21 protein-coding genes are annotated in these 23,108 nt (G+C 68.4%); 11 read left to right on the top strand and 10 right to left on the bottom strand.

Translation table 11 applies throughout. The features are described 5' to 3' along the window. Positions 1–16: 16 nt before the first annotated feature. The 4 genes from Q0309_RS00105 (at position 17) to Q0309_RS00090 (ending at position 4,186) form a co-directional block, all read left to right on the top strand. Entirely contained in the window at positions 17–439 is a 423-nt protein-coding gene (locus Q0309_RS00105) for a polymer-forming cytoskeletal protein (protein WP_299435890.1), read from the top strand. A 172-nt stretch (positions 440–611) separates the two neighbouring features. Further along, positions 612–1,568 (top strand): acetyl-CoA carboxylase carboxyltransferase subunit alpha, encoded by a 957-nt coding sequence (locus tag Q0309_RS00100; RefSeq protein ID WP_299435887.1) that lies wholly within the window; start codon positions 612–614, stop codon positions 1,566–1,568. A gap of 110 nt (positions 1,569–1,678) precedes the next feature. Beyond that, complete coding sequence (locus Q0309_RS00095) at positions 1,679–2,863, top strand: M20 aminoacylase family protein (RefSeq protein WP_299435884.1); 1,185 nt, start codon at positions 1,679–1,681, stop codon at positions 2,861–2,863. A 279-nt stretch (positions 2,864–3,142) separates the two neighbouring features. Further along, on the top strand, positions 3,143–4,186 hold the full coding sequence (locus tag Q0309_RS00090) for a porin (RefSeq protein WP_299435881.1): 1,044 nt from the start codon (positions 3,143–3,145) through the stop codon (positions 4,184–4,186). Between the two features lie 252 nt (positions 4,187–4,438). Here the strand turns inward: Q0309_RS00090 and Q0309_RS00085 are convergent, their stop codons facing one another. The 8 genes from Q0309_RS00085 to Q0309_RS00050 form a co-directional block, all read right to left on the bottom strand. Then, the gene (locus tag Q0309_RS00085) at positions 4,439–6,418 is read right to left on the bottom strand and encodes a 5'-nucleotidase C-terminal domain-containing protein (protein ID WP_299435878.1); all 1,980 of its coding nucleotides are present in this window, start codon (positions 6,416–6,418) and stop codon (positions 4,439–4,441) included. Between the two features lie 103 nt (positions 6,419–6,521). Next, on the bottom strand, positions 6,522–7,328 hold the full coding sequence (locus tag Q0309_RS00080; RefSeq protein WP_299435875.1) for a carbohydrate ABC transporter permease: 807 nt from the start codon (positions 7,326–7,328) through the stop codon (positions 6,522–6,524). Continuing rightward, positions 7,325–8,188, bottom strand: coding sequence for a carbohydrate ABC transporter permease (locus tag Q0309_RS00075; protein ID WP_299435872.1), 864 nt, complete (start codon positions 8,186–8,188; stop codon positions 7,325–7,327). The genes Q0309_RS00080 and Q0309_RS00075 overlap by 4 nt, the downstream gene beginning before the upstream one ends. A gap of 77 nt (positions 8,189–8,265) precedes the next feature. Further along, positions 8,266–9,555 (bottom strand): ABC transporter substrate-binding protein, encoded by a 1,290-nt coding sequence (locus Q0309_RS00070; RefSeq protein WP_299435869.1) that lies wholly within the window; start codon positions 9,553–9,555, stop codon positions 8,266–8,268. Between the two features lie 106 nt (positions 9,556–9,661). Next, positions 9,662–10,654 carry an ABC transporter ATP-binding protein gene (locus Q0309_RS00065; protein WP_299435866.1) on the bottom strand — a complete coding sequence of 331 codons (993 nt, stop codon included), beginning with the start codon at positions 10,652–10,654 and terminating at the stop codon, positions 9,662–9,664. Next, a complete protein-coding gene (locus Q0309_RS00060; protein ID WP_299435863.1) occupies positions 10,651–11,427 on the bottom strand; it encodes a DeoR/GlpR family DNA-binding transcription regulator in 777 nt (258 codons plus the stop codon). The genes Q0309_RS00065 and Q0309_RS00060 overlap by 4 nt, the downstream gene beginning before the upstream one ends. A gap of 270 nt (positions 11,428–11,697) precedes the next feature. Beyond that, entirely contained in the window at positions 11,698–12,513 is an 816-nt protein-coding gene (locus Q0309_RS00055; RefSeq protein WP_299435860.1) for a carbohydrate ABC transporter permease, read from the bottom strand. Continuing rightward, positions 12,500–13,375: a carbohydrate ABC transporter permease gene (locus Q0309_RS00050; RefSeq protein ID WP_299435857.1), complete on the bottom strand. Its 876-nt coding sequence runs from the start codon at positions 13,373–13,375 to the stop codon at positions 12,500–12,502. The genes Q0309_RS00055 and Q0309_RS00050 overlap by 14 nt, the downstream gene beginning before the upstream one ends. A 95-nt stretch (positions 13,376–13,470) precedes the next feature. On the opposite strand from Q0309_RS00050, the gene Q0309_RS00045 reads away from it, so the two are divergent. Beyond that, positions 13,471–13,749 (top strand): BrnA antitoxin family protein, encoded by a 279-nt coding sequence (locus Q0309_RS00045; protein WP_299435854.1) that lies wholly within the window; start codon positions 13,471–13,473, stop codon positions 13,747–13,749. 87 nt (positions 13,750–13,836) lie between these two features. Here Q0309_RS00045 and Q0309_RS00040 read toward each other — a convergent pair whose 3' ends face one another. Beyond that, on the bottom strand, positions 13,837–15,060 hold the full coding sequence (locus Q0309_RS00040; RefSeq protein WP_299435851.1) for an extracellular solute-binding protein: 1,224 nt from the start codon (positions 15,058–15,060) through the stop codon (positions 13,837–13,839). Between the two features lie 197 nt (positions 15,061–15,257). Here Q0309_RS00040 and Q0309_RS00035 point away from each other — a divergent pair, with 197 nt between their 5' ends. Genes Q0309_RS00035 through Q0309_RS00025 form a run of 3 tightly spaced genes read left to right on the top strand, consistent with a single transcriptional unit; the run spans position 15,258 to position 18,260 of the window. Beyond that, positions 15,258–16,310, top strand: a complete 1,053-nt coding sequence (locus tag Q0309_RS00035) for a LacI family DNA-binding transcriptional regulator (RefSeq protein ID WP_299435848.1) — start codon at positions 15,258–15,260, stop codon at positions 16,308–16,310. 4 nt (positions 16,311–16,314) lie between these two features. Further along, positions 16,315–17,094, top strand: a complete 780-nt coding sequence (locus tag Q0309_RS00030) for a metallophosphoesterase (protein ID WP_299435845.1) — start codon at positions 16,315–16,317, stop codon at positions 17,092–17,094. Between the two features lie 50 nt (positions 17,095–17,144). Further along, the gene (locus Q0309_RS00025) at positions 17,145–18,260 is read left to right on the top strand and encodes an ABC transporter ATP-binding protein (RefSeq protein WP_299435842.1); all 1,116 of its coding nucleotides are present in this window, start codon (positions 17,145–17,147) and stop codon (positions 18,258–18,260) included. Here Q0309_RS00025 and Q0309_RS00020 read toward each other — a convergent pair. Then, positions 18,193–18,753: a class I SAM-dependent methyltransferase gene (locus Q0309_RS00020; protein ID WP_299435839.1), complete on the bottom strand. Its 561-nt coding sequence runs from the start codon at positions 18,751–18,753 to the stop codon at positions 18,193–18,195. The two genes, Q0309_RS00025 and Q0309_RS00020, sit on opposite strands and share 68 nt — an antisense overlap. Before the next feature lie 258 nt (positions 18,754–19,011). On the opposite strand from Q0309_RS00020, the gene Q0309_RS00015 reads away from it, so the two are divergent. The 3 genes from Q0309_RS00015 to Q0309_RS00005 all read left to right on the top strand — a co-directional run. Further along, complete coding sequence (locus tag Q0309_RS00015; protein WP_299435836.1) at positions 19,012–19,668, top strand: ABC transporter ATP-binding protein; 657 nt, start codon at positions 19,012–19,014, stop codon at positions 19,666–19,668. Beyond that, positions 19,665–22,073, top strand: coding sequence for an FtsX-like permease family protein (locus Q0309_RS00010; protein WP_299435833.1), 2,409 nt, complete (start codon positions 19,665–19,667; stop codon positions 22,071–22,073). Before Q0309_RS00015 ends, Q0309_RS00010 begins: the two co-directional genes overlap by 4 nt. Next, positions 22,063–23,108: lipocalin-like domain-containing protein (locus tag Q0309_RS00005; protein ID WP_299435830.1), on the top strand; the 1,046-nt coding region annotated here is incomplete at its 3' end. The genes Q0309_RS00010 and Q0309_RS00005, both read left to right, overlap by 11 nt.

Raw genomic sequence — 23,108 nt, 5'->3', positions numbered from 1 at the left:
CACCGGCGGGATGGCCATGAAAAAATCAGTGTTTGCCGCCGACCTGCGCGTGAGCGGGGAGGTCACAAGCAAAGGTGATCTCGACGTGTTCGGACACGTCGAGGGCGCGGTCAGTGTCCGCGAGCTGGTCGTGGCGCGCGACGCCAGCATCGAAGGGCACGTACGGGCGGTCTCGGCGGGGATCGCCGGGCACATCGACGGGCATCTTGAGTCCGACCGCGTGGCGATCGAGTCGACCGGACGCATGGATGGTGACGTCGCCTACCGGACGTTGTCCATGGTCGTCGGCGGGATCCTGAACGCGCATTGCGCGCCGGTTGAAGGCGCCGCCGCGACGGCCGAGGTCCAGCCGTCGGGCTCCGGCCGGGCGCGCACCGCGCGCGCCGAAGGGCCGGTGGCGACCGTCTCGACGCGCCTGCCGGTTGGTGCCTCCGTCTGACCCACACGCCCTTTGAGCGCCTTCGCGGATTCTGGTTTCGGGGCCGGCGGCGCCCGTGCTAGACGACGCGATCGCCAGTGCCTCTCATGGCGCCCCTCACAACACGGGGACCCGCCTGCCGCGCCTCACAGGCTGATGTGCGACGGCAGAGCGTCCCCCAACGGACCCGCCCATGCGCTTCCTGGATTTCGAACGCCCCATCGCCGAGCTTGAAGGCAAGATCGCCGAACTGCGCCATCTGGGCGACGACGCCGACGGCATGAACATCGTCGAGGAAGTGGCGCGCCTGCAGCAGAAGGTGGAGCGCCAACTCCATGCCACGTATGCGAAGCTCACCCCGTGGCAGAAGACGCACGTCGCGCGCCACCCGGACCGGCCGCACTGCCGCCACTACATCGAGCGCCTGATCGACGACTTCACACCGCTGGCCGGCGATCGCGCCTTTGCCGAGGATCAGGCCATCATCGGCGGCCTGGGCCGCTTTCGCGGGCAGGCAGTGGTGGTGATCGGCCAGGAGAAGGGGCACGACACCGAAAGCCGGGTGCAGCACAATTTCGGAATGCCCCGGCCCGAGGGCTACCGCAAGGCGCAACGGCTCATGCGGCTGGCGGAGCGCTTCGGCCTGCCGGTGCTGTCGCTGGTGGACACGGCCGGCGCGTTCCCCGGCAAGGGCGCCGAGGAGCGGGGCCAGGCCGAGGCCATCGCGCGGGCCACCGAGACCTGCCTTGACCTGCGCGTGCCGTTGCTGGCGTGCATCATCGGCGAGGGTGGCTCCGGCGGCGCCATCGCCCTGGCCGCCGGCAACGTGGTGCTGATGCTGGAACACGCCATCTACTCCGTGATCTCGCCGGAGGGCTGTGCCTCCATTCTGTGGCGCAGCGGCGACAAGGCCCAGGACGCGGCCGACGCGCTCAAGCTGACGGCGCAGGACCTGGAGTCCCTGGGGGTGATCGAGGAGGTGGTGAAGGAACCCCTCGGCGGTGCCCACCGCGATCCGGAAACCGCCATCGACGCAGTTGGGGCGGCCCTGGAGCGCCATCTTGAGGCCCTGCTGTCCCTGTCCGGCGAGCAGGTGCGGGCGCGCCGCCGCGCCCGCTTCCTGGCCATCGGCCGCCAGGGCATGGCCTGACGCCCCGTTGATCGCCGCGAGTCCGGTGTGGCTCTTCTCTGCGCCGGGTCGGCGCCTCATGTGTGTTGCATGAAGCCCAACCTGAACCCGAGAGCCACGGAGAGTGTTGCATGACGTACACGGGACCGATCGACCGCATCGAGGCCTTGCGGGGCGAGATGCAGGACTGGCGGCGCGACTTCCACGCCCACCCGGAGATCGCCTACGAGGAGGTGCGCACCAGCGGCATCGTCGCCGAGAAGCTGGCCGCCTGGGGAATCGAGGTGCACACCGGGCTGGCCGGGACCGGCGTGGTCGGCACCGTGCGCGGCCGCCGGCCCGGCAACCGGGCCATCGCCCTGCGCGCCGACATGGACGCGCTGCCCATGACCGAGGCCAACACCTTCGGCCACCGCTCTCAAAACGAGGGCCGGATGCACGGCTGCGGTCACGATGGCCACACCGCCATGCTGCTGGGCGCGGCCAGGGCGTTGGCCGAGGCACCCGACTTCGCCGGCACCGTCCACCTGATCTTCCAGCCCGCCGAGGAAGGCGCGGCCGGCGCGCGCCGGATGATCGAGGACGGCCTGTTCGAGCGGTTCCCGGTCGAATCGGTGTGGGGCCTGCACAACTGGCCCGGCGTCGAAGTCGGCCGTTTCGATGTCCGGCCGGGTCCCATCCTGGCGGCCACCGATTCCTTCCAGATCACCCTGACCGGCCAGGGCACGCACGCCGCCATGCCGCACCTGGGCTCGGACGTCGTCGTCGCCGCTGGCGCGCTGGTGGGGGCGTTGCAGACCGTCGTCTCTCGCGCGCTGGATCCAGTGGACGCCGGCGTCATCTCGGTGACCACCCTGCACGGCGGCGAGGCGTTCAACGTGCTGCCGAGCACCATGGTGCTGGGCGGCACGGCCCGCGCCCTGAGCGAGACCGTGCGCGATACGCTGGAAGAGCGCATGGGCGCAGTCGTGCACCACATCGCCGCCGCGCATGGCGTGCAGGCCAATCTGGACTACGAGCGAGGCTATCCGCCCACCGTCAACAGCGCGGCGGAAACCGACCTGGCCGTCGAGGTCATGCGCTCGATCGTCGGACCGGACAGGGTCGAGGCCGACGGCCGGCCCTGTCTGGGCGGCGAGGATTTCGCCTTCATGTTGCGCGAGCGCCCCGGCTGCTACGCGCGGATCGGCGCCGGAGTCGACCGGCGGGGCCTGCACAATCCCGAATACGATTTCAACGACGAGATCCTGACCCTGGGCGCGACCTATTGGATCCGCCTCGTCGAACGCTTGCTGGGGGATGGCGCGGCGGCCTGATGCCGCGCCTCTGGCGGCTGGTCGGATCACGGAATTCCGCCGCGATTCCGGGGCGAGGACCCGTGCCCAGGCAATGTGTTGCGCTGACGCAACGCTGTGGTCAATTGCATGGTTCTCGGGCACCGGTGCGTTGACGGGCCAAGGCCCACCATGGCTTCATCAATCTGTAACCCGACGCGACAGGCGGGATTGAGTGTAACCGGTTCATCCGGTGCCGACGGCACCCTGCGGAACCGATACACGAGGTCATAACACCGGAGTCTCAAGAGAGGAGAAGTCATGAAAAAGGTCCTTTTCGGCACGACGGCCCTGATCGCCGCGGCCGCCTTCGCGGGCACCGCCCACGCGGAAAAGATCAAGCTGAGCATCGGCGGCAAGCAGGAAGTCTTCTTCGGCGCCGGCGACGTCAACGACGAGGGCGGTGAGACGTGGGCCAGCACCGGCATGGCCACCGACACCGAGCTGTACTTCACCGGCTCGACCACCCTGGACAACGGCATCACCGTCCAGGCCATCATCCAGCTTGAGGCCGAGGACCGAAATGACCGCAACGCCGACGAGCAGGCCATCATCATGTCCGGCGGCTTCGGCGCCCTGCAGCTCGGTCAGCGCCAGACCCACGTCGGCATGATGCAGTACTATGGACCGAGCGTCGGTGGTCCCTTCTACGCGAACGAGATCCGTGACTGGAACTGGCCCAACTATACGAACGCTTCCAGCCACATCAATCACTACACCGCCGACGACCTGAGCGTCTCCTACGTCACGCCGTCGTTCTTCGGCTTCACCATGGCCACAGCCTACGCCCCGGATAGCGCCAACAACGACGACAGCGCCTTTGAGGATTGGAACAACACCGCCTCCACCTACAAGGACATCTTCCACGTTGGTGCGGCCTTCGACAACGAGTTCAGCGGTGTCGGCATCCACGCCGACATGACCTATCAGTACATGTTCGGGGTCGGTGCCACCGTCGACCGCTCCCTGCTGCGCGGCGGTCTGTCGGTCAGCTACATGGGCTTCGAGGTCGGCGGCTCCTACGGCCAGTGGAATTACGATAACACCGACGACACCCTCGACTCCTGGACGGCCGGCGCCAGCTACTCGAACGGCCCGTACGCCGTGGCGTTCGAGTATCTGGGCAGCTCGGAAGATGTCGGCGCCAACACTGACGCGCACACCTTTGTCTTCTCCGGCCGTTACATCCTCGGCCCGGGCATCAACCTGGGCGCGGCCATCTACCATGGTGACGAGGAAATCGACGGCAACGACAACGACCGGAATTCGACCGGTGTCGTGATGGGCGTTGGTCTGAGCTTCTAAGCCAGAGCGGACCGTCACAGAGACGATCCGTAAGGGTCGTATCGGGTAGGAGGGGACCTTGCGGCTCCCCTCCTCCCACACTACCGTGCGTACGGTTCCGTACACGGCGGTTCATGCAGACCGCTGGACGCGGTGCCAGTGGTCGATGAGCGGGATCAGACCAAGAGATCGGAAGACGGAGGTCTCCACCTCTTTGCTCCGAAGGGAGCTTAACGGAGGTGTCCACCGTTGTGGAGCAGGGCTAGGTTCAGCCTACTCGGGGACGACGCTCAAGCGGCCGTCCAGGGCCGCGCCCAGGTCGGGGGTGATGGTGCCGGCCTCGCGGATTTCGGCCACGATCTCGTTGCGATAGACGAAGCCGGTATCGCGCTTGGGCAGGGCGGTCAGGTCATAGCCGACGATCTCGCCCGGCACGCCGCCGGAGATGGTCTTGCCGTTCCAGGCCTCCGAGAAGCCGCCGTTGCCGATGTAGCTGCCGAAGGCGACGCGGAAGGTCTCGTCCATGACCTCTTCGACCGGCGTGCCGTTGATGGTCACGTCGCGCACGGTGGCGCTCTGGGCGTCCTCGTTCAGCACCAGGGTGTAGCGCAGGCCAGACGAGAAGTGCAGGAACCCCCGGCTGACGTAGCCGGACAGATCGACCGCGCCGGACTCCAACTCCGCCGGGCGCACGATGCGCTTGGCGTTGCTGTCCAGCATGGCCAGGATGTCCGCCCCGGTGATCTCGAAAATCTGCACGCTGTCGGTGAACGGCATGACCCCGAACCAGTCGGCGAACGTCAGCGGCCCCGATGCCGGAACGCCCTGAACCAGCCCGGTGGCGTTGAAGGCGGCGATGTCCACCGCGCCGTCGGGGTAGCTTTCGGTGCGGGCCACCAGCAAATCATTCATGAGGTTGGCGATGGCCGTCTCGCCGATATAGCGATTGGCGACGGTCGCCTCGGTGCCGATGGCGTCGGTGGCGTCGATGGTCGCGATCTGCTCTTGCAGCACCAGATCCAGGCGGGCGCGCAGGGGGTCGATGACCAGCCGCTCGAACCCGGCGTCCCAGTCGCCGTCCTGTTGCAGGGTGGCGTATTTCGGGTCGTCGGCCGCCACGCGCACATCGCTTTTCTTCAGGGCGTGCAGGCGGGCCGTCATGTCCCCGGCGCTGGCGCCCGCGCCCGTGCCGGTCAGGGAAACCCGGAACTCACCCAGATGGCTGCCGTGGCCACCGGCCTGCAGCACCGGCACGCCGCCGAACACCTCTTCCAGGCCGTCGGCGTTCAGGACCGTGTGGGTATGGCCGCCCACCAGCACCACCGGGCTGTCGACCAGTGAGCCGGCCAGCTCGGCCACCGCGCTGTCGCCCTCGCCGATGCGGCGCATGGCCCCGGCCTTGCCGGAGGCATCCGACCCGGCGCCATACCCCAGGTGCGTCAGCAGGATGACCACGTCGGTCTTGTCCGCCAGGGCGGGCAGCAGCGCCTCGACCGTCTCAAGCGGGCTTTCGATCTCCAGGCCGGGGTTCTCCGGCGTGCCCAGGCGGGTGTCCTCGGCCGTGGTCAGGCCCAGGATGCCGATGCGCAGGCCCTTGGCGACGGCGATCAGGGCGGGGAAGTAGTGCCCGCCGTTGTCGACATGCGGGCTGCCGACGGTGTTGGCGGAGACCACCGGCAGCAGCGGCGCGCTTTCGATCCAGGTGGCGAGCATCTCGGTGCCGCGGTCGAATTCGTGGTTGCCCAACACGGTGGCATCGACCCCCGCGACCGTATAGGCGGTGTAGGCCGGATCGACCACGAAGTCCTCGGGCGTGAAGCCGGTCAGCTCGTCGAACACACCACCGGTGTGGTCATCGCCGGCCGACAGGAACAGCACGATGTCATCGGCCTCGGCGGTGGCGCGGGTCTCGGCCGCGATCCTGACCATCTGGGCGAACACATGCGTATCGCCCTTCTTGCCGTGCGGCTTGGTCAGGTAGTTGTGCAGGTCGTTGAAATGCAGGATGCGAAGATCGCGGGCCTCGCCTTCGCCCAGTGTCGCGGCCGGAAAGGCCAAGCCCTCTGGCGCCGTCAACGTGACCGGAGCGCCGTCCAGCACCGGCCCGGACAGGCCGTACAGCTCTTCCACCACGCCATAGGGGTTCGGCGTCAGCCGCGACAGGGTCAACTCGCCGGCGGCGGCCGGGGCCATCGCGGCGGCGCCCAGCGCGGCCAGGGTCAGGACGGTCGAGCGGACGGGCAGGCGGCTCATGGACATGTCTCCGGTCTGGGCAGAATGCCTTACTCTACCGCTCGGCCATGACCGGCGCATGACGGAGCCAAGAAAGTTCGATGACGGCCGGGCGGCGGCCCCCTCAGCGGATGCCCGCGCGCATGAACGACTGCACGAACTGGCGCTGGAACAGCAGGAAAGCCAGCATCAGCGGTGCCACGCTCAACAGGGTCGCCGCCGAGACGACGGACCAGTCCACGCCCGATTCCGGTGCCCCGAACACCCCCAGGCCGACCGTCAGGGGCCGTGTCTCGACCGAGTTCGTCACCACCAGCGGCCACAGGAAGTTGTTCCAGTGGTGACTGACCGACACCAGCCCATAGGCCAAATAGGTGGGTCGGGCCAGCGGCACATAAACGCGCCACAAGACACCCAGGGTGCCGCAGCCCTCCAGCCGAGCCGCTTCCTCCAGTTCCTTGGGCGTGGACTTGAAGGCTTGGCGCAGCAGGAAAATGCCGAACGCGCTGGCCATGTAGGGCAGGCCGATGCCCAGAATGGTGTCGACCAGCCCCAGGTGGGCCAGCGTGGCGTAGTTCTCCACGATCAGGATTTCCGGCGCGATCATCAACTGCACCAACACCAGCGCGAAGGCGATGTCGGCGCCTTTGAATCGGTAGCGCGCGAAGGCGTAGGCGGCCAGCGTGCACAGAACGAACTGCGCCGCCAGCAGCATCGTGACCAGGATGAAGGTGTTCAGCATGTAGCGCGGGAAGGGTGCCCGGGCCAGCGCCTCGCGGAAGTTCTCCAGCGTCAGCGGGGCCAGCGGATCGAACGTGACCGCGAATTCGGCCGGGTGGAACGCCGCCCACAGCGCATACAGCAGGGGCGAAATCCACAGCAACGCCAGCAGCCAGGTGGCGCCGGTCTCCAGGGCTCCGCGCGGGCTCATCGGTAGTGGATCCGCTTGTCGAGCACGCCGTATTGCACCAGCGACAGCACCGCCAGCAGGGCCAGCAGCACCACCGTCAGCGTGGCGGCATACGTCGTGTCGAAGAATGAAAACGCCGTCTCGAAGATGTAGTACAGAAGCAGGTTGCTGGCGTTGTCCGGCCCGCCCTTGGTCAGGATGAACAGGTGATCGACCAGCTTGAACGAATTCAGGATGGCGTTGATCAGCACGAACAGGGTCGTGGGCATCAACAGCGGGAACAGGATGCGCCGGAAATAGGTCCAGCGGGCCGCGCCTTCCAGGCGGGCGGCCTCCCACAGCTCGGGCGGAATGGTCTGAAGGGCGGCCAGATAGAAGATCATGAAGAAGCCGGCCTCCTTCCACACCGTCATGACGATGATCGCTCCCAGTACGGTGTCCGGATCGCCCAGCCAGTTGTGACCGGGCAGCCCGACCAGTCCGGCGATCTGGTCGATCAGGCCGATGTCGGGGGTGTAGAAGAACAGCCAGATGTTGGCGACCGCGATCATGGGCAGGATGGTCGGCGTGAAGAAGGCCATGCGCGCCAAGGCTCGGCCCGGCAGGGCGCGGTTGACCATCAGGGCCATCAGCAGGGCCAGCGTGATCGAGGCCGGAATGGTGCCCAGCGCGAACAGCGCGTTGTTCCACAGCACCTGCCAGAAGATCGGGTCGTCGGCCATCAGGGCGTAGTTCTCCAGCCCGATGAAGCGCGACGGCCGGATCGGATTGCCCCGGCTGAACAGGCTGTCGGCCACCGTCGCCCCGATGGGCCAATAGGTGAACGCGATCAGCAGGATCGCCGCAGGCGTTAGCAACAGCCAGCCGATGACGTGGCGCATGACGCCGTCCTCGCATCCCTCAACGGTACGATCCGGGGCCGGAGACGCTCCCCGCCGGCCCCGGATCGCCGGCACGCCTACCGATAGGGCTTCAGCAGGCGGTCGGCGGTGGCCTGGGCCTCGCCCAGCGCCTCGGCCGGGGTCTTGGAGCCGGTCAGCGCGGCCTGGATGGCGTCATCCAGGGCCTTGCGCACGCGGCCGGTCTGGTAGGTGGACAACTCGGCGGTGGCGAATTCAAGCTGATCGCGCGCCACGGCCGCATAGGGGAACTCTTCCACATACGCCTGAAGGACCTCGGTCTCATAGGCGGCCGGCGAGACGCCCATGTAACCGGTCTTCATGGACCACTCGGCGGCCCGCTCCGGCGCGGTCATGAAGCGGATCAGCTTCAGGGCGGCGGAGCGCTCCTCCGGGGTCGCGTCCTTGAAGATGTAGAAGTTGCCGCCGCCGGTCGGCGTGCCCCGGCGCTCGTTGGCCGGCAGCATGGCGACACCGAAGTCGAACGAGGCATTTTCCTTGACGGCGGTCAGGTTGCCGGTGGAGTGCCACATGATGGCGGTCTTGCCCTCCAGGAAGTTCTGGCGCAGCGTGCCCCATTCGATGGTGCCCTCGGGCATGACGCCATGCTCGGTGCCCAGGGAACGCCAGAAGTCCAGCGCCTCGACGGTGGGCTCGGCGTCGAAATAGGTCTCGGTGCCCTCGCCGTTCATCAGCACCTGGTCGTTCTGCATCGCCAGCGCGCCGAACATCCAGTACGGATAGCCGGTCGAGGGGATCATGACACCCCACCGCGAGCCGTCATCCTTGGTCAGCGCCTGGCCGGCCTCGACCAGCGCGTCCCAGGTCGCCGGCTGTGCCTCGGGATCCAGGCCGGCGTCACGGAAGGCGTCCTTGTTGTAATACATGACGATGGTGGAACGCTGGAACGGGATGCCCCAGGTCTTGCCGCCGGTGCGGCCGTTCTCCATCAGGGTCGGATAGAAGCTGTTGAGCCACGCCTTTTCCTCGTCGGTCTCGACGATGTCGTCAAAGGCGACGATGGCGTCCTGCTCGATCAGGTCATAGATGTCGATGGAGAACATCACCGAAAGCTGCGCCGGCTCGCCGCCCTTCAGCGCGGCCAGGGCCTTGATACGGGCGTCGTTGTAGTTGCCGGCATAGATGGCGTTGACCGTGATGTCCGGGTTCTCGGCCATGAAGTCGGCGACCATGCCGTCGACGATCTCGGTCAGCGGGCCGCCGACGGCGACCGGGTAGTACATGGTCAGTTCGGTTTCGGCCTGGGCGGTGGAGGCACCGGCCACCCCGGCCATCAACGCGGTCGCGGCGGCGGTGCCGACGACGGCCTTTTTCAGGTCATGGAACATCGTCTAGACTTCCTTTTCGTCTGGGCTGGCAAGCGACCGGACCATCCGGTCCGGCCCGGGCGGGTCCGTCGGGCGCGGCAACGCCCGGCGGACGGGGCGGGGCGGCTCAGGTCTGACCGCCGTCCCGCCTGATTCCGGTGTCCTCGAAGTGGTGCTCGGCCTCGGCCGGCCAGGCGATGCGTACCGCGTCGCCCGGTTGGGGCGCGGCGCGACCGGGGGCGCGGGCGATGATCTCCTCGCCGTCCAGCGACAGCCGCAGCAGGGTTTCGGCGCCCAGGTAGTCCAGCGCCTCGACACGCGCCGGGCGGCCGGAGCCGTTCAAAGCCACATCCTCCGGCCGTACCCCCAACAGGGTGCCCGGCGTCGGGCCGCGCAGCAGGTTCATGGGCGGCTGGCCGATGAAGCGCGCGGCGAAGGCGGTGGCCGGGCGCTCGTACAACAGCGGCGGCGGCCCCTGTTGCTCGATCCGCCCGGCGTTCAGCAGCACCACCGCGTCCGCCATCGTCATGGCCTCGGTCTGGTCGTGGGTGACGTAGACCATGGTCAGGCCGAGCGCCCGTTGCAGCCGTCGGATCTCGTCGCGCATCTCGGCGCGCAACTTGGCGTCCAGGTTGGACAGCGGCTCGTCCATCAGGCAGACGGGCTGTTCGGCGACGATGGTGCGCGCCAGTGCCACGCGCTGCCGCTGGCCGCCGGACAGGCTGGCCGGCTTGCGCTCCAACACGCTGTCCAGGCCGACCATGCGGGCCGCCGTCTCCAGCCGCCGGACGCGCTCGGCCTTGGTGACGCGGCGCACCTTCAGGCCGAACAGAATGTTCTCGGCCACGCTCAGATGCGGAAACAGGGCGTAGGACTGGAACACCATGGAAACGCCGCGCTTGGCCGGATCGAGACGCGTGACGTCGCGCCCGCCGATGGTCACGGTTCCGTCGGTCGCCGTCTCCAGGCCGGCGATCAGGCGCAGGATGGTGGACTTGCCGCAGCCCGACGGCCCCAGCAGGACGGTCAGGCTGGCTTCCGGCACGGCGAACGACACCCCGTCGACGGCGGCGTGACCGTCCCAGCGCTTGACCAGCCCCTCGACCGCGATGGCGCTCATGCTCCGGCCTCCGCGTCGGCCACCGTCAGCGCCGTGCCGGCCTGTGCCAGACACGCCGTCAGCGCGGGCGGCGGCGCCCGGTCGCAGAACACCCGGTCCACCTCGGTGATGGCGCCGCCGCGCACATGGGCGGCGCGCCCGAACTTGGTGTGATCCAGCACCAGGAACGAGGCCCGGCAGTTCTCGCGGATGGCCTGACGGGCGGCCACCTCGTCCTCGTGGAAGTCCAGCAGGGTGCCGTCCTCGTCCACGCCGGCGACGCCGAAAATCCCGATGTCCACCTTGTAGGCGGAGAAGAAGTCCACCGTGCCGGACCCCAGGATGTCGCGATCGCCGCTGCGCAGGCGCCCACCGGCGATCGTGACCTCGCACGACGGATTGGCCGACAGCGTCATGGCGACGTTGAGGTTGTTGGTGAAGACGCGCAGTGCGCGGCGATCCGCCAGCCGGCGGGCGACGACCTCCGGCGTGGTGCCGATGCTGAAGGCCAGGGTGGCGCCATCGGGCACGAAGCGGGCCACCGCGCCCGCGATCCGCTCCTTGGCCTCCAGATTCAGCACCTGACGGGTGCCGTAGGCCAGGTTGCCGCCGTTCGCCGGCCGTTCCACGCCGCCGTGGCGCCGGCGCACAAGCCCCAGGTCGCACAGGCCGGTCAGATCGCGACGGATGGTCTGGGTGGTGACGGCGAAACGCTCGGCGAGCCTGTCCACGGACAGGAACCCGCTTTCCCGCACCAGTTCGGCGATCTCGGCCTGACGCTGGCTCAAGTCCATGTGGGCTCCATGGGGGCGCCTCTCCCGCCGGCGTCGACATGAACGCGCGAACGCCGCCGGTGACCAGACCACGCGTCGAGTGAGTCATCAAATGAAAGTCTGGTGACTGTTGTGTTGCAGTTCGAGCTTTCGAATGAACAGGCACGGCCCCGAACCAGCAGAATCAGGCGTCGGCCCCCCCCCACCACGCCCCAGTCCCGTCCCGGTCCGTCACCCACGTTCGGCCATGGCTCCGCCACGGCTGGTCCGCCACGGGTGGAGGCCCCTCGTTCACTTCAGGCCGCCGGCGAAGCCGCGGGTCAGGCCCCTCTGCACGATGCCGACCAGCGCCAGGATCGGGAGCGAGGCCAGGAATCCAATCGCCGTCAACTGCCCCCAGAAGGTCTCATCCTCGGTGATCAGGGTGGCGATGTAGGTGGGCAGCGTGAACTTCGACGGGGTCTGGATGAACAGCAGGGCGTAGGCGAACTCGTTCCAGCACAGGATCATCAGGAACACGGCCGTCGCCACCAGTCCGGGCGTAATCAGCGGCAGCACGATGGTGGCCAGACGCCGCGCCAGGCCGGCGCCCTCGATCCTGGCGGCGTCCTCGTAGGCGATCGGAACATCGCGCACGAAGCCGAGCAGCATCCAGATGGCGAAGGGCAGGCAGTAGACCTGATAAACCAGGATCAGACCGGGCAGCGTGTCGAGCAGTCCGATGGTCCGCAGCACCTGATAGAGCGGAATGGCCAGTACCAGGGGTGGCGACAGCTTGACCACCAGGACGAAGATCAGGAACACCCCGTCCAGGCGACGCGGCAGGCGCAGGCGCGCCAGGGCATAGGCGGCGGGAAAGCCGGCGGCAAGGGCGATCAGGGTGGCGCCGGTGGCGACGATCAGACTGTTGAGCACCTTGCCCAGGATGTCATCGGCCCACAGGGCACGATAATGGGCCAGCGTGGGCGCGTCCGGGATCAGGTCCACGGTGGTGGACACGTACTCCAGCGGCGGCTTCAGCGACGTCCCGACCATCCAGACGATGGGCAGCAGCATCACGCCGGTGATGGCGTAGATCAGGCCAATGCGCAGGCTAGCGGCCCCCATCGGATTGCCCCCGCACGATGTGCCACGCATAGACGGCGGCCAGAAGGCCGGCGATCACGATCATCACCACGGCCGTCGCCGAGGCGAGGCCGATGTCGAAGTACTGAAATCCCAACCGGTATAGGTACATGGACAGCGTCTCGGTGGCCTGCCCCGGCCCGCCGCCGGTCAGGGCATAGACCTTGTCGAAGATCTTGAAGCTCTCGATACTGCGCAGCAGCGCGGCCAGCAGGAGATGTGGCACCAGCAGCGGCAGGGTGATGGTCCACAACCGGCGCACCGGCGAGGCGCCCTCGACCTGCGCGGCCTCGTGCAGGTCGCGCGGGATGGACTGCAGGCCGGCCAGCAGGATCAGGAACGTGAACGGGGCCGTCTGCCACAGGTCCACCAGGACCAGCGAGACCAGGGCCAGATCGGGGTCGAACAGCCATTCCACCGGCGGCAGCGCCACGGCCCGCAGGGCGTTGTTGAGAAAGCCGAAATCGTAGTGGAACCAGGCGCGCCAGACCGCCGTGACCACCATCGTCGACAGAACGAACGGCGCCACAAGGGACGGCACCACCAGCCAGCGCCCCGGGAAGCGCGCGTTGACCAGCAGGGCCAGCGCGAGCCCGAACGCGACTTCGGACAGCGTCGCCATCAGGGTGAAGGCCACCGTGTTCCAGGCCGCGCCCCGGAAGAACGGATCGCTCAGCAGGAAGGTGTAATTGTCAGCCCCCACCCAGGCGGCGTCGGCCAGTCCGTAGTCCGTGTTGACCAGCGACAACAGCAGCCCGCGCCCCAGCGGATACAGCGTCAGCAGCGCGAACAGCACCAGCGCGGGCGTCAGCAACAGCAGGGCGGTCAGGCGCGAGGTCGGCATGTCAGAAGACAGTTGGCAGATGACAGAGGACAGAAGGAAGAAGAAAGTGCAAACTACCTCCGCGCATCCAGCATCCAGTCGGGACTTCGAACACCATGCGCGACCGCAGGACGTCTGACCTCAAGCCATTTCCCCGGCACGAAAGCGACGCCGCGGCCGAGCGGTTCGTCGACGAGGCCGACTTGACCGAGTACGATTTTTCGGGTTTCCAACCCGGACAGTTCGAGTTCGCCAGGAAAGAGGCCCGTGTGAACATGCGGCTTCCCGCATCCATGCTCGAGGCTGTCAAGGCCAGCGCCGCCGCGCGCGGAATACCCTACCAACGGTTCATTCGCGAAGCCATCGCACGCGCCCTGAGCAGCAATCGCCCGTAACCAAAGCCGATGACCTTCGTTCGCCTGAACGCCAAGGCGGGCGGGCCGCGTTCCGCGACCCGCCTGCTCGTGGGTTCGCGTGAACGCCTACCGCGCCAACGCGCGGGCGATGCGCTGATTGGCGCCCTCCAGCGCGGCCTTCGGCTCCATCTCGCCGATCAAGGCGAGTTGCAGGAAGTCGCCCAGGATGGTCTCGACTTCGGCCCACTGTGTGATGCGGGCGCGCGGCTGGGCATTGTTCAGCGCGGCCACCTGCGCCGGGTACCAGCGGTAGGCGTCAACCACCTCGGCGTCCCTGTAGACGCTGGCGCGCGTCGGCGGCGTGCCGACCTCCAGGGCCAGCACCTTCTGCACCTCGGGCGAGGTCAGGAAGGCGATGAAGTCCTTGCCGCGCTCCGGGTTGGGCGCGTCGGCCGGCACGGCCACCAGCCAGGTCCCCAGCATCGGCGCCGGACCCTGCACCTGACCCGGCGCGGCCATGATCTCGATCTGCCCGACCACCTTGCTCTTTTCCGGGTCGTCCAGGTCGGGCGCCCAGGAGGGCCAAAGCTCAATGGCCATGGCGGTGGTGCCCTGCATCAGGGCGTCGCGCACCTCACCCGAGTTGTAGGTCTCGACGCCTTTCGGGGCGTACTGCGCCAGGTCCAGGTAAAGGTTCAGCGCGTCGAGGGCCGCCTCGCTGTCCAGGCCGGCGGCGCCGTCGTCGGTCACCACGCGCCCCCCGTGCGCCCACAGGATCGGCAGGAAGCCGGTGACGATGGGGTTGGCCTTCTTGCCACGGAAGACAACGCCGGACACGCCGTCTTCGGCCTCGTCGATGGTCTTGGCGGCGTTGACGACGTCGGTCCAGGACTCGGGGCGGTTCAGGCCATGCTTGTCGAACAGCGCGGTGTTGTAGGCGAACAGTTCCACGTTGCCGACGAAGGGCTTGGCGTAGAACGGACCCTCGCCGACGGGATACCGTGCCACCGCGCGGGCCGGGGCAACGAAATCCTCGTCCAGGGCGTCGAGTTCGCTTAGCCAGCCATTGGACATGAACTCCACGGCCCAGATGTCGTCCAGCATGACGACGTCATAGGCGCCGGCCTTCTCGCGCATGGCGATCGTGACCTTCTCGCGTAGCGGCCCGCCGCCGAGGGCGAGGCGCTCGACCTCCAGCCCGGGGTTGGCGGCCTTGTAGGACTCCACGGCCAGGGCGAGGGCATCGGCGTAGCCCCCATCGCGGCCGGCGATCACCAGCGTTTCGGCGTGCGCGGCGGAGGCCCCGATCAACAGGGCGCCGACCAGCGCGGCGGCGGACTTCAGAGTCATGGCATGGTCTCCCGTGGCGGCATGGCGGATTGGCGTGACGGCGCCAAGTGAATGCAAACGTTTGCATTCTTTCGCTCGCGGTGTCCGTGGTAAAGTGACTGTTTCTTGAATACTCTTGATGCTTCAGATCGATGACAGGGCCGTGACGGCGAAAGAAAACGTTTGCAAGAGCGATGGTCCGCCGGATAATGCCCGTCATGTCTCGAGTCACCATCAAGGACGTGGCGCGGGAGGCCGGTGTCTCACCCTCCGCCGTTTCGCGTGTCTTCACGACCGGCGCCAGCGCCTCGCCGCTGACGCGGGAGAGGGTCCTGGCCGCCGCCGATCGTCTGGGATACCGGCCGTCCCTGCTGGCCCGAGGCCTGGTGGGGCGGTCGACCCATCTTGTCACCGTCATCATGGGGTCCCTGAGCGATCCGTTTGACGCGCTGTTCCTGGATGCCCTGGCCCGCGCCCTGGCCGCCCGGGACACGCGTCTGATGATCGCCTCGACGGCCGGGGGCGCGCCGACCGAAAGTGGCCTGCAACAGGCCCTGGACTACAAGTCGGACGCCGTGATCGTCGCCGCCGGCACCATGTCACTCGCCGACTCGGCGCTGTGCGCGCGCGCCGGACTGCCGGTCATCCTGGCCGGGCGGGCGCTGGAGGCGCCGGGGGTCGATGGCGTCCTGGCAGACAATGCCGACGGCGGACGGCAGGCGGCGGACCTGCTGATGCGGACCGCCTGTCACCGGCCAGCCTACCTGGGATTGGGCAAGACGACGTTTTCCGACCGCGAACGCTGGCAGGGGTTCGCCGATACCCTGGCGCGGCTCGGTGCGAAGCCAGCGGAGTGGGCCTGCGAGGGGCGGGATCCGGAGGCCGCGTTCCGCGCCGCCTCAGCGGTGCTGTCGGCGCCGCATCGGCCTGACGGCCTTTTTTGCAGCAATGACGCCGTCGCCCTGCGCGCTGTCGAGGCGGCCCGCGCCCTGGGCCTGTCGGTGCCGGAGGACGTCTCGATCATCGGCTTCAACAACCTTCCGCAGGCCGCTTGGCCCAGCTTCCAGTTGAGCACCCTCGATTATCCCATCGGCTCGCTCGTCGGCGCCATCATCGACCTGCTCGACACGCGTCTGGCCGACCCCCAGAGGTCGGGCGAAGTGCGGCGCCTGCCTGTCCACTTGGTGCCCCGCGCCACCACCCGGCGGGCTGACGTTGGCGTGCCGGCATCCGCCGTTCGTCCTGTCCCGATCAATCCCGAGGCATTGTGAGGCCATGAAGCTCCTGCTGTTCAGCGACCTGCACCTGCCCGCCGACCGCCGCATGAAGGGCCGCGATCCTGTCGAGTCCTTCCAGGAAGCCCTCGCGCACGCGCACGCCCACCATGGCGACGCCGACCTTGCCGTATTGCTCGGCGATCTGGTCGACAGCGGATCCGCCGAGGAATACCGCCTCCTGGCCGAGTCCCTGAGGGGCTTTGCGCTGCCGTGGCAGGCCCTGATCGGCAATCACGATGACCGCGCCGCGTTCCGGGCGGCGTTCGGTGGAGGCGCTTCCGACCCTGTGCAGGCGGTTCGCGATGTGGAGGGATATCGGCTGGTCTTCCTCGACAGCCATGTGCCCGGGCAGAGCGGCGGCAGCCTGTCGGACGGCCGCCTTGACTGGCTGGCGGCGACGCTGGCGGCGGCCGACCGACCGTGTCTGGTGTTTCTGCACCATCCCCCGGTGCCTGTCGGGCTGCCGGCCTTCGATGCCATCGGCCTGGATGACCCGGCCGCCTTCGCCACCGTGCTCGGGGCGCACCGGGACAAGGTGCGTCAGATCGTCTTCGGGCACTGCCACATGCCGATCTCGGCTGTTGTGGCAGGGGTGCCGGCGGTAGGGATCGGGTCCACCGCCTATCGGGCCTTGCCCAATTTCAGCGAGCCCCGGTTCACGGACGCCCCCGACCTGCCGCCCGTCTACGCCGTGGTACTGGGGGATGCCGGCGGGGGCCTGGTGACCCACACCATCGAATACGGGTCCCTTGGCGCCGTGATCTCGACCGCGCCCTGACCCGTCCACGACGGTGTTTACCCATCCGTGTTGCCGCCGAGGGACACCCCATGGCCAGCCTGACCCTGGAGACCGTGACCAAGACCTTCGGCGCCACCCGCGCCGTCGATGGTGTGTCGCTGGAGGTGGCGGCCGGCGAGTTCGTCGCCCTGCTGGGGCCGTCCGGCTGCGGAAAGTCGACGCTGCTGCGCCTGCTGGCCGGGTTCGAGCGCGCCGATGCCGGCGCCATCCGCCTGGGCGGGCGGACCATGGATGGCGGCGGGGTCCATGTGCCGCCGGAGCGGCGCAGCCTGGGCATGGTGTTCCAGTCCTATGCCCTGTGGCCCCACATGACCGTGGCCCAGAACGTCGGCTATGCGCTGCGGGTCCAGAAGGTGCCGGGACCGGAGCGCCGCCGCCGGGTGGCAGCGGCGCTGGAGACGGTCGGTCTGGGCGCCCTGGCGGAGCGCCGGCCGGCGGCCCTGTCCGGTGGGCAGCGCCAGCGGGTGGCGCTGGCGCGTTGTTTGGTGAAGGCGCCGGCGGTCATGCTGCTGGACGAACCGCTCGCCAATCTGGACGTTCACCTGCGCGAGTCCATGCAGACCGAGTTCCGCCGGGTCCACCGCGAGACCGGGGCGACCATGGTCTATGTGACGCACGATCAGGCCGAGGCCATGGCCCTGGCCGACCGAGTGGCGGTCATGAATGCCGGGATGGTCCATCAGGTGGATACGCCCCGTGCCCTGTTCGAGCGCCCGGCCGACGCCATGGTGGCGACCTTCGTCGGCAAGGGCACGGTGCTGCCGGTGGAGGTGTTGGCGGTGGCGGCGCCTGACGGTGCTTCGGCGCCCTGTCGGGTGCGCCTGTGGGGCAGGGATGTCGAGGCCCGCGCCGCACCGGGAACCCGGCCCGGCCCGGCCTACCTTTGCGTCAGGCCCGATGACCTGTCCCTGGAGGCGGAGTCGTCCGGCACGATGCCTGCGCGCGTGGTGACAACGCTGTATCAGGGCGCGACCACGCTGATTACCGTGGCGCCGGAACAGGCGCCTGACACACCCCTGACGCTGCGCTATCCGGGCGCCGACGTCCCACCGGAGGGAACCCGGTCCGGCCTGAGGATCAACGCCGCCTGGGTGGTGCCGGACGGCGCCGCGCCTGACAACGATCAGGTTTATCTTCAAGGGTAAGCCGCAGCGCGATGGCCGGACACGGATCAGAGGACCCGACATAAACGTCCGATTTCAGGGGGAACAGGCCGCCTGGTTTCACCTGCCGGCGGATATGCTTCAAGACCTTCTCCAAGTCGGGGACCAGATGAAGGAAGCTGAAGGCGCAGACGGCGTCGAAGGGCGCGCCGTCGATCTCTTCCAGCGCCGAGCAGAACAGCATGGTGAGGTCGAGACAAGTCCCTTGGCCACTGTCCATGATCTGGCCGGGCAGCCGGATCTTCTGACCATACCGCTTGAAACTGGCGGGCGGCGTCGCGTAGTTGAGGCCGAGGTTGGCGACGGCCGTGTAGACGGCGGCGGCGATCTCCCAGACGGGCTCGCGCCGGCCGGACTGGTAGCCGTCGATGCCGCCCGGCCGGCCCGCGCGCCGCATCACGTCTGCCGCGTTGCCGAGAATGCGGTCCACGACCGGGTCATTGGGGACCGAGAACGCCGCCAGCAGCTCCGGCATGTAGCCGGCGCCGCCCCAGGGGCGGTCCGGTGCGGCCGAGGCCTCCGGGACCACACTGTCCGTGCCGAGGACGTGTCGAGAACCGATGACAGACCGGTCCACGGGAGGGTAGGCTCATACATCGCGGGCGCCGCTCTTTGGGCAACGGTCTTGTTGGCGTCAGCACCCGAATGATCCGCAATCCCAGGATCGTACGCGGCGTCCCCCAATCCCACCGAACACGACGGCCTGAAGCGGTGGAGGCTGTTCGGAGACGACATGCTTGTCGAGGCGAAGGGTGTTCGCAAACGTTACAGCACCGGCGGCGATCCGCTGACCGTGCTGGACGGCGTTTCGCTGCAGTTGGCCGAAGGCGAGACGCTCGCGCTGACGGGCGAGAGCGGCAGCGGAAAGTCGACGTTGCTGCATCTGCTCGCGGCGCTCGACACGCCCGACGAGGGCACGATCCGTCTCGACGGTGTACAGCTGGTCGGTCTCGACGACGCCGGTCTTGCCGCGCAGCGGCGGCAGACCGTGGGGCTGGTTTTCCAGCAGTTCAACCTCATCCCGGCGCTGGATGTGAGGGCCAATCTCGCGTTTCAGGCCCGGCTCGCCGGTCGCCACGATGCCGCGTGGCAGGGGCACCTGGCCGAACGGCTGGGCCTGACCGACTGTCTTGGCCGCTATCCGGAGCAATTGTCCGGCGGCCAGCAGCAGCGCGTCGCGATCGGCCGGGCGTTGGCGGCGCGCCCGCGCGTGTTGATGGCCGACGAGCCGACCGGCAATCTCGATGAGGCCAGCGCTGACGCCGTGATGGGCCTGATGCTCGATCTGGTCGCCGAAACCCGTGCAGGGCTCCTGATGGTCACCCATTCATCGCTTCTGGCGGGCCGGCTGTCGCGCCGGGCGCATCTGAGCGGCGGGCACCTCGCATGAGGGGCGTTGCGCTGACGGCTCTTCTGGCCCATTGGCGCCGCCGGCCCGGCCAGCTCGCGACCCTGGTGATCGGTCTGGCGCTGGCGACGGCGTTGTGGTCCGCGGTGCAGGCGATCAACGCCGAGGCGCGCGCCAGCTACGACCGGGCGTCGGGTCGCCTGGGCCAGGGGGCTTACGAAACGCTGACCGATCCATCGGGTTCGATCGCACTCGAGACGTTCGTGTCGCTGCGGCGCGCCGGCTGGCTGGTGTCTCCGGTCCTGGAAGGCCGGATGATGGCGGGCGAGATGCGCCTTCTGGTGACCGGGGTGGAGGTTCTGACCGCGCCGCCCGGCACGCTTGCGGTGACTCCCGGCGGTGCCGATGACATCGACCTGGTCGCCCTGATCTCCTCTCCGGGTCTTGGCTTCGCCGCACCGGAGACCATCGACCGGCTCGATGGCGCGGACCGGTTGCCGCCCCTGCGACCGGGCGCGCTGGTGCCGCCGGGCCAGATGGTCACCGATATCGGCACGGCCGAGCGGCTGCTGGACCGGCGCGGAGAGATCACCGCGCTGGTGGTGCTGCCGGATCAGCCCCGCAACCGGGCACCGCTGTCCGCGATTGCGCCGAACCTGGTCGTGAACCCGGCCCAACAACAAGGCGACATGGCGCGCCTGACCAACAGCTTTCACCTTAACCTGACCGCGTTCGGCCTGCTGTCCTTTGCCGTCGGCCTGTTCATTGTCCACGGCGCCATCGGACTTGCCTTCGAGCAGCGCCGGGCCACGTGCCGCACGCTGCGGGCGCTCGGTCTGCCGGCCCGCGATCTGATGGGACTGCTGCTTGTCGAACTGCTGGTCCTGGCCGTGATCGCGGGCGGGATCGGCATCGTGTTGGGGTATGCGATTGCCGGGGCGCTGCTGCCGGACGTCGCCGCCACGCTGCACGGCCTGTACGGCGCGCGCGTGCCTGGCACGTTGAGTTTCGATCCCGTCTGGGCCGTCACCGGGCTGGCCATCGCCGTGGCCGGGGCGGTGATCGCCGCCGGCCAGGCGCTCTGGCGCGTGCGGACCATGCCGCTGCTGGCCAGCGCGCAACCGCGCGCCTGGGCGACCGTTTCGGCGGTCTTGCTGCGGCGGCAGGCGATCGCCGGGGCCGGCTTGATTGCCGCCGGCTGTGCCACCGCCTGGATGGCCCAAGGGTTGATCGCCGGTTTCGCGCTGTTGGCCGGTCTGCTGCTGGGCGCCGCGCTGATGCTCCCGGCGGGTCTGGCCACCGTGCTGGCCCTTGGCGCCCGCGCGGCGCGAACCGCCGAGGGCCAGTGGTTCTGGGCCGATACGCGCCAGCAATTGCCCGGCCTGTCGCTCGCCCTGATGGCGCTGCTGCTGGCGCTGGTTGCCAACATCGGCGTGTCCACCATGGTCGGCTCGTTCCGTCTGACCTTCACGGGCTGGCTCGATCAGCGCCTGGCCGCCGAACTGTATGTGACCGTCGCCGATGCCGGAGAGAGCGCCCGGCTCGAAACGTGGCTGGACAGCAGGGCCGATGCCGTTCTGCCGGTCATCACCGTCGACAGCCCGATCGAGGGCGCCCCGGGCGAGGTGATGGGTGTCGCCGACCACGGCACCTATCGCGACACCTGGCCCCTTCTGACCGCGCGGGATGGTGCCTGGGACGAATTGGCCGCGGGACGTGCCACGCTGATCAACGAGCAACTCGCCCGCCGGGAAGGGCTCGCGCCCGGCGATCCGGTCCGCCTTGCGCCCGGGTGGACCATGCCGGTCGCCGGTATCTACTCGGACTACGGCAATCCGATGAACCAGGCGATGGTCTCGCTTGACCTTCTGGAGACACGGTACCCGGATCGGCCAAGGCTCAGTTTCGGCTTGCGCACCGACGATCCCGAGGCCCTGGCGGAGGCCCTGCGCGCGGACTTCGGGCTCGATGCCGCCGCGGTTGTCGACCAGGCCACGATCAAGCGGGTCTCCCTGGAGGTCTTTGAGCGCACCTTTACGGTCACCGGGACCCTGAACGTGTTGACGCTGGCGGTTGCCGGCTTCGCCATCCTGACGGCGCTGCTGACGCTGGCGAGCCTGCGGCTGCCGCAACTGGCGCCTGCCTGGGCGCTGGGCATCACGCGCAAGCGCCTGGCGCGGCTGGAACTGATGCGCAGTCTGGCGTTGGCGGCCTTCACATTCATCGCGGCCGTTCCGGTCGGGCTGGCCTTGGCTTGGTCGCTGCTGGCCGTTGTCAATGTCGAAGCGTTTGGCTGGCGTTTGCCCATGCACCTGTTTCCGATGCAATGGCTTGTGCTCCTTGTGTTGGCGCTGGCCGCTGCCGCCCTGGCGACAGCGCTCCCGGCGCGGCATCTCGCAAGGACAGCGCCCGCCGATTTTCTCAAGGTCTTTTCCAATGAGCGGTAGATCGGTCCGCGCTCTCGCCTCCGCGCTCGCTTTGGTGCTTGGCCTGACCGCGCCCGCGCACGGCCAGGGGTTCGCCGGGCTGGGCGCGGACGCCGAAGGCTTCTCCGTCCCCGACCCCGGTCGCGCGCTGCGCTTTCCCGAAGATCACGGCCCCCACCGGCGCTACCGGGTTGAATGGTGGTATCTCACCGCCAATCTCACCGACGCCGAGGGCCGCGACTACGGCATTCAGTGGACGTTGTTCCGCTCCGCGCTCGCCCCTGAAGAGCGTGAGGGGTGGCAAAACCCGCAGCTTTGGATGGGCCATGCCGGGCTCACGACACCGGACGCGCATTTCCACGCCGAACGGCTGGCGCGCGGCGGCATTGGCCAGGCCGGCGTGGCCGCTGACCCCTTCGAGGCGTTCATCGACGACTGGTCGCTGACCAGCCTGGGCATCGGTGATGACGCCTTCGATGGGCTTGCGGTCACCGCGACGGGTGCTGCGTTCGGCTATGCCCTCGACCTGAGGGCCAATGGCCCGCTCGTTCGCCACGGAACGGACGGCTATTCGGTCAAGTCCGCCGCCGGTCAGGCGAGCCATTACTACTCCCAGCCCTTTTTCGAGGTTTCGGGGACGCTATTCCTTCCCGAGGGAGACGTGCCGGTGACCGGCCTGGGCTGGCTGGACCGGGAATGGTCCTCCCAGCCCCTGTCGGACACCCAGACCGGCTGGGACTGGGTGTCCCTGCACTTCGATACCGGCGAGAAACTGATGGGCTTCCGCCTGCGCGACCGTCGGGCCGCACCGTTCACCTCGGCGACCTGGATCGAACCGGACGGGACGGCGACCCCGTTTACCGACGGCGCTCTGATCCTGACCCCGCTGTCGGAAACGGAGGTCGACGGCCGCCCCGTGCCCACGCGCTGGCGCATCGAACTGCCCGAGAAATCGGTCGATGTCCGGATCACGGCCGTCAATCCGCGGTCCTGGATGGCCGTGAGCGTTCCCTATTGGGAAGGCCCGGTGCGAATCACCGGCAGCCATGGCGGACG

This window comes from uncultured Rhodospira sp. (assembly GCF_937138205.1).
GTDB lineage: Bacteria > Pseudomonadota > Alphaproteobacteria > Rhodospirillales > Rhodospirillaceae > Rhodospira.
This window is presented reverse-complemented; position numbering and strand designations above follow the sequence as displayed.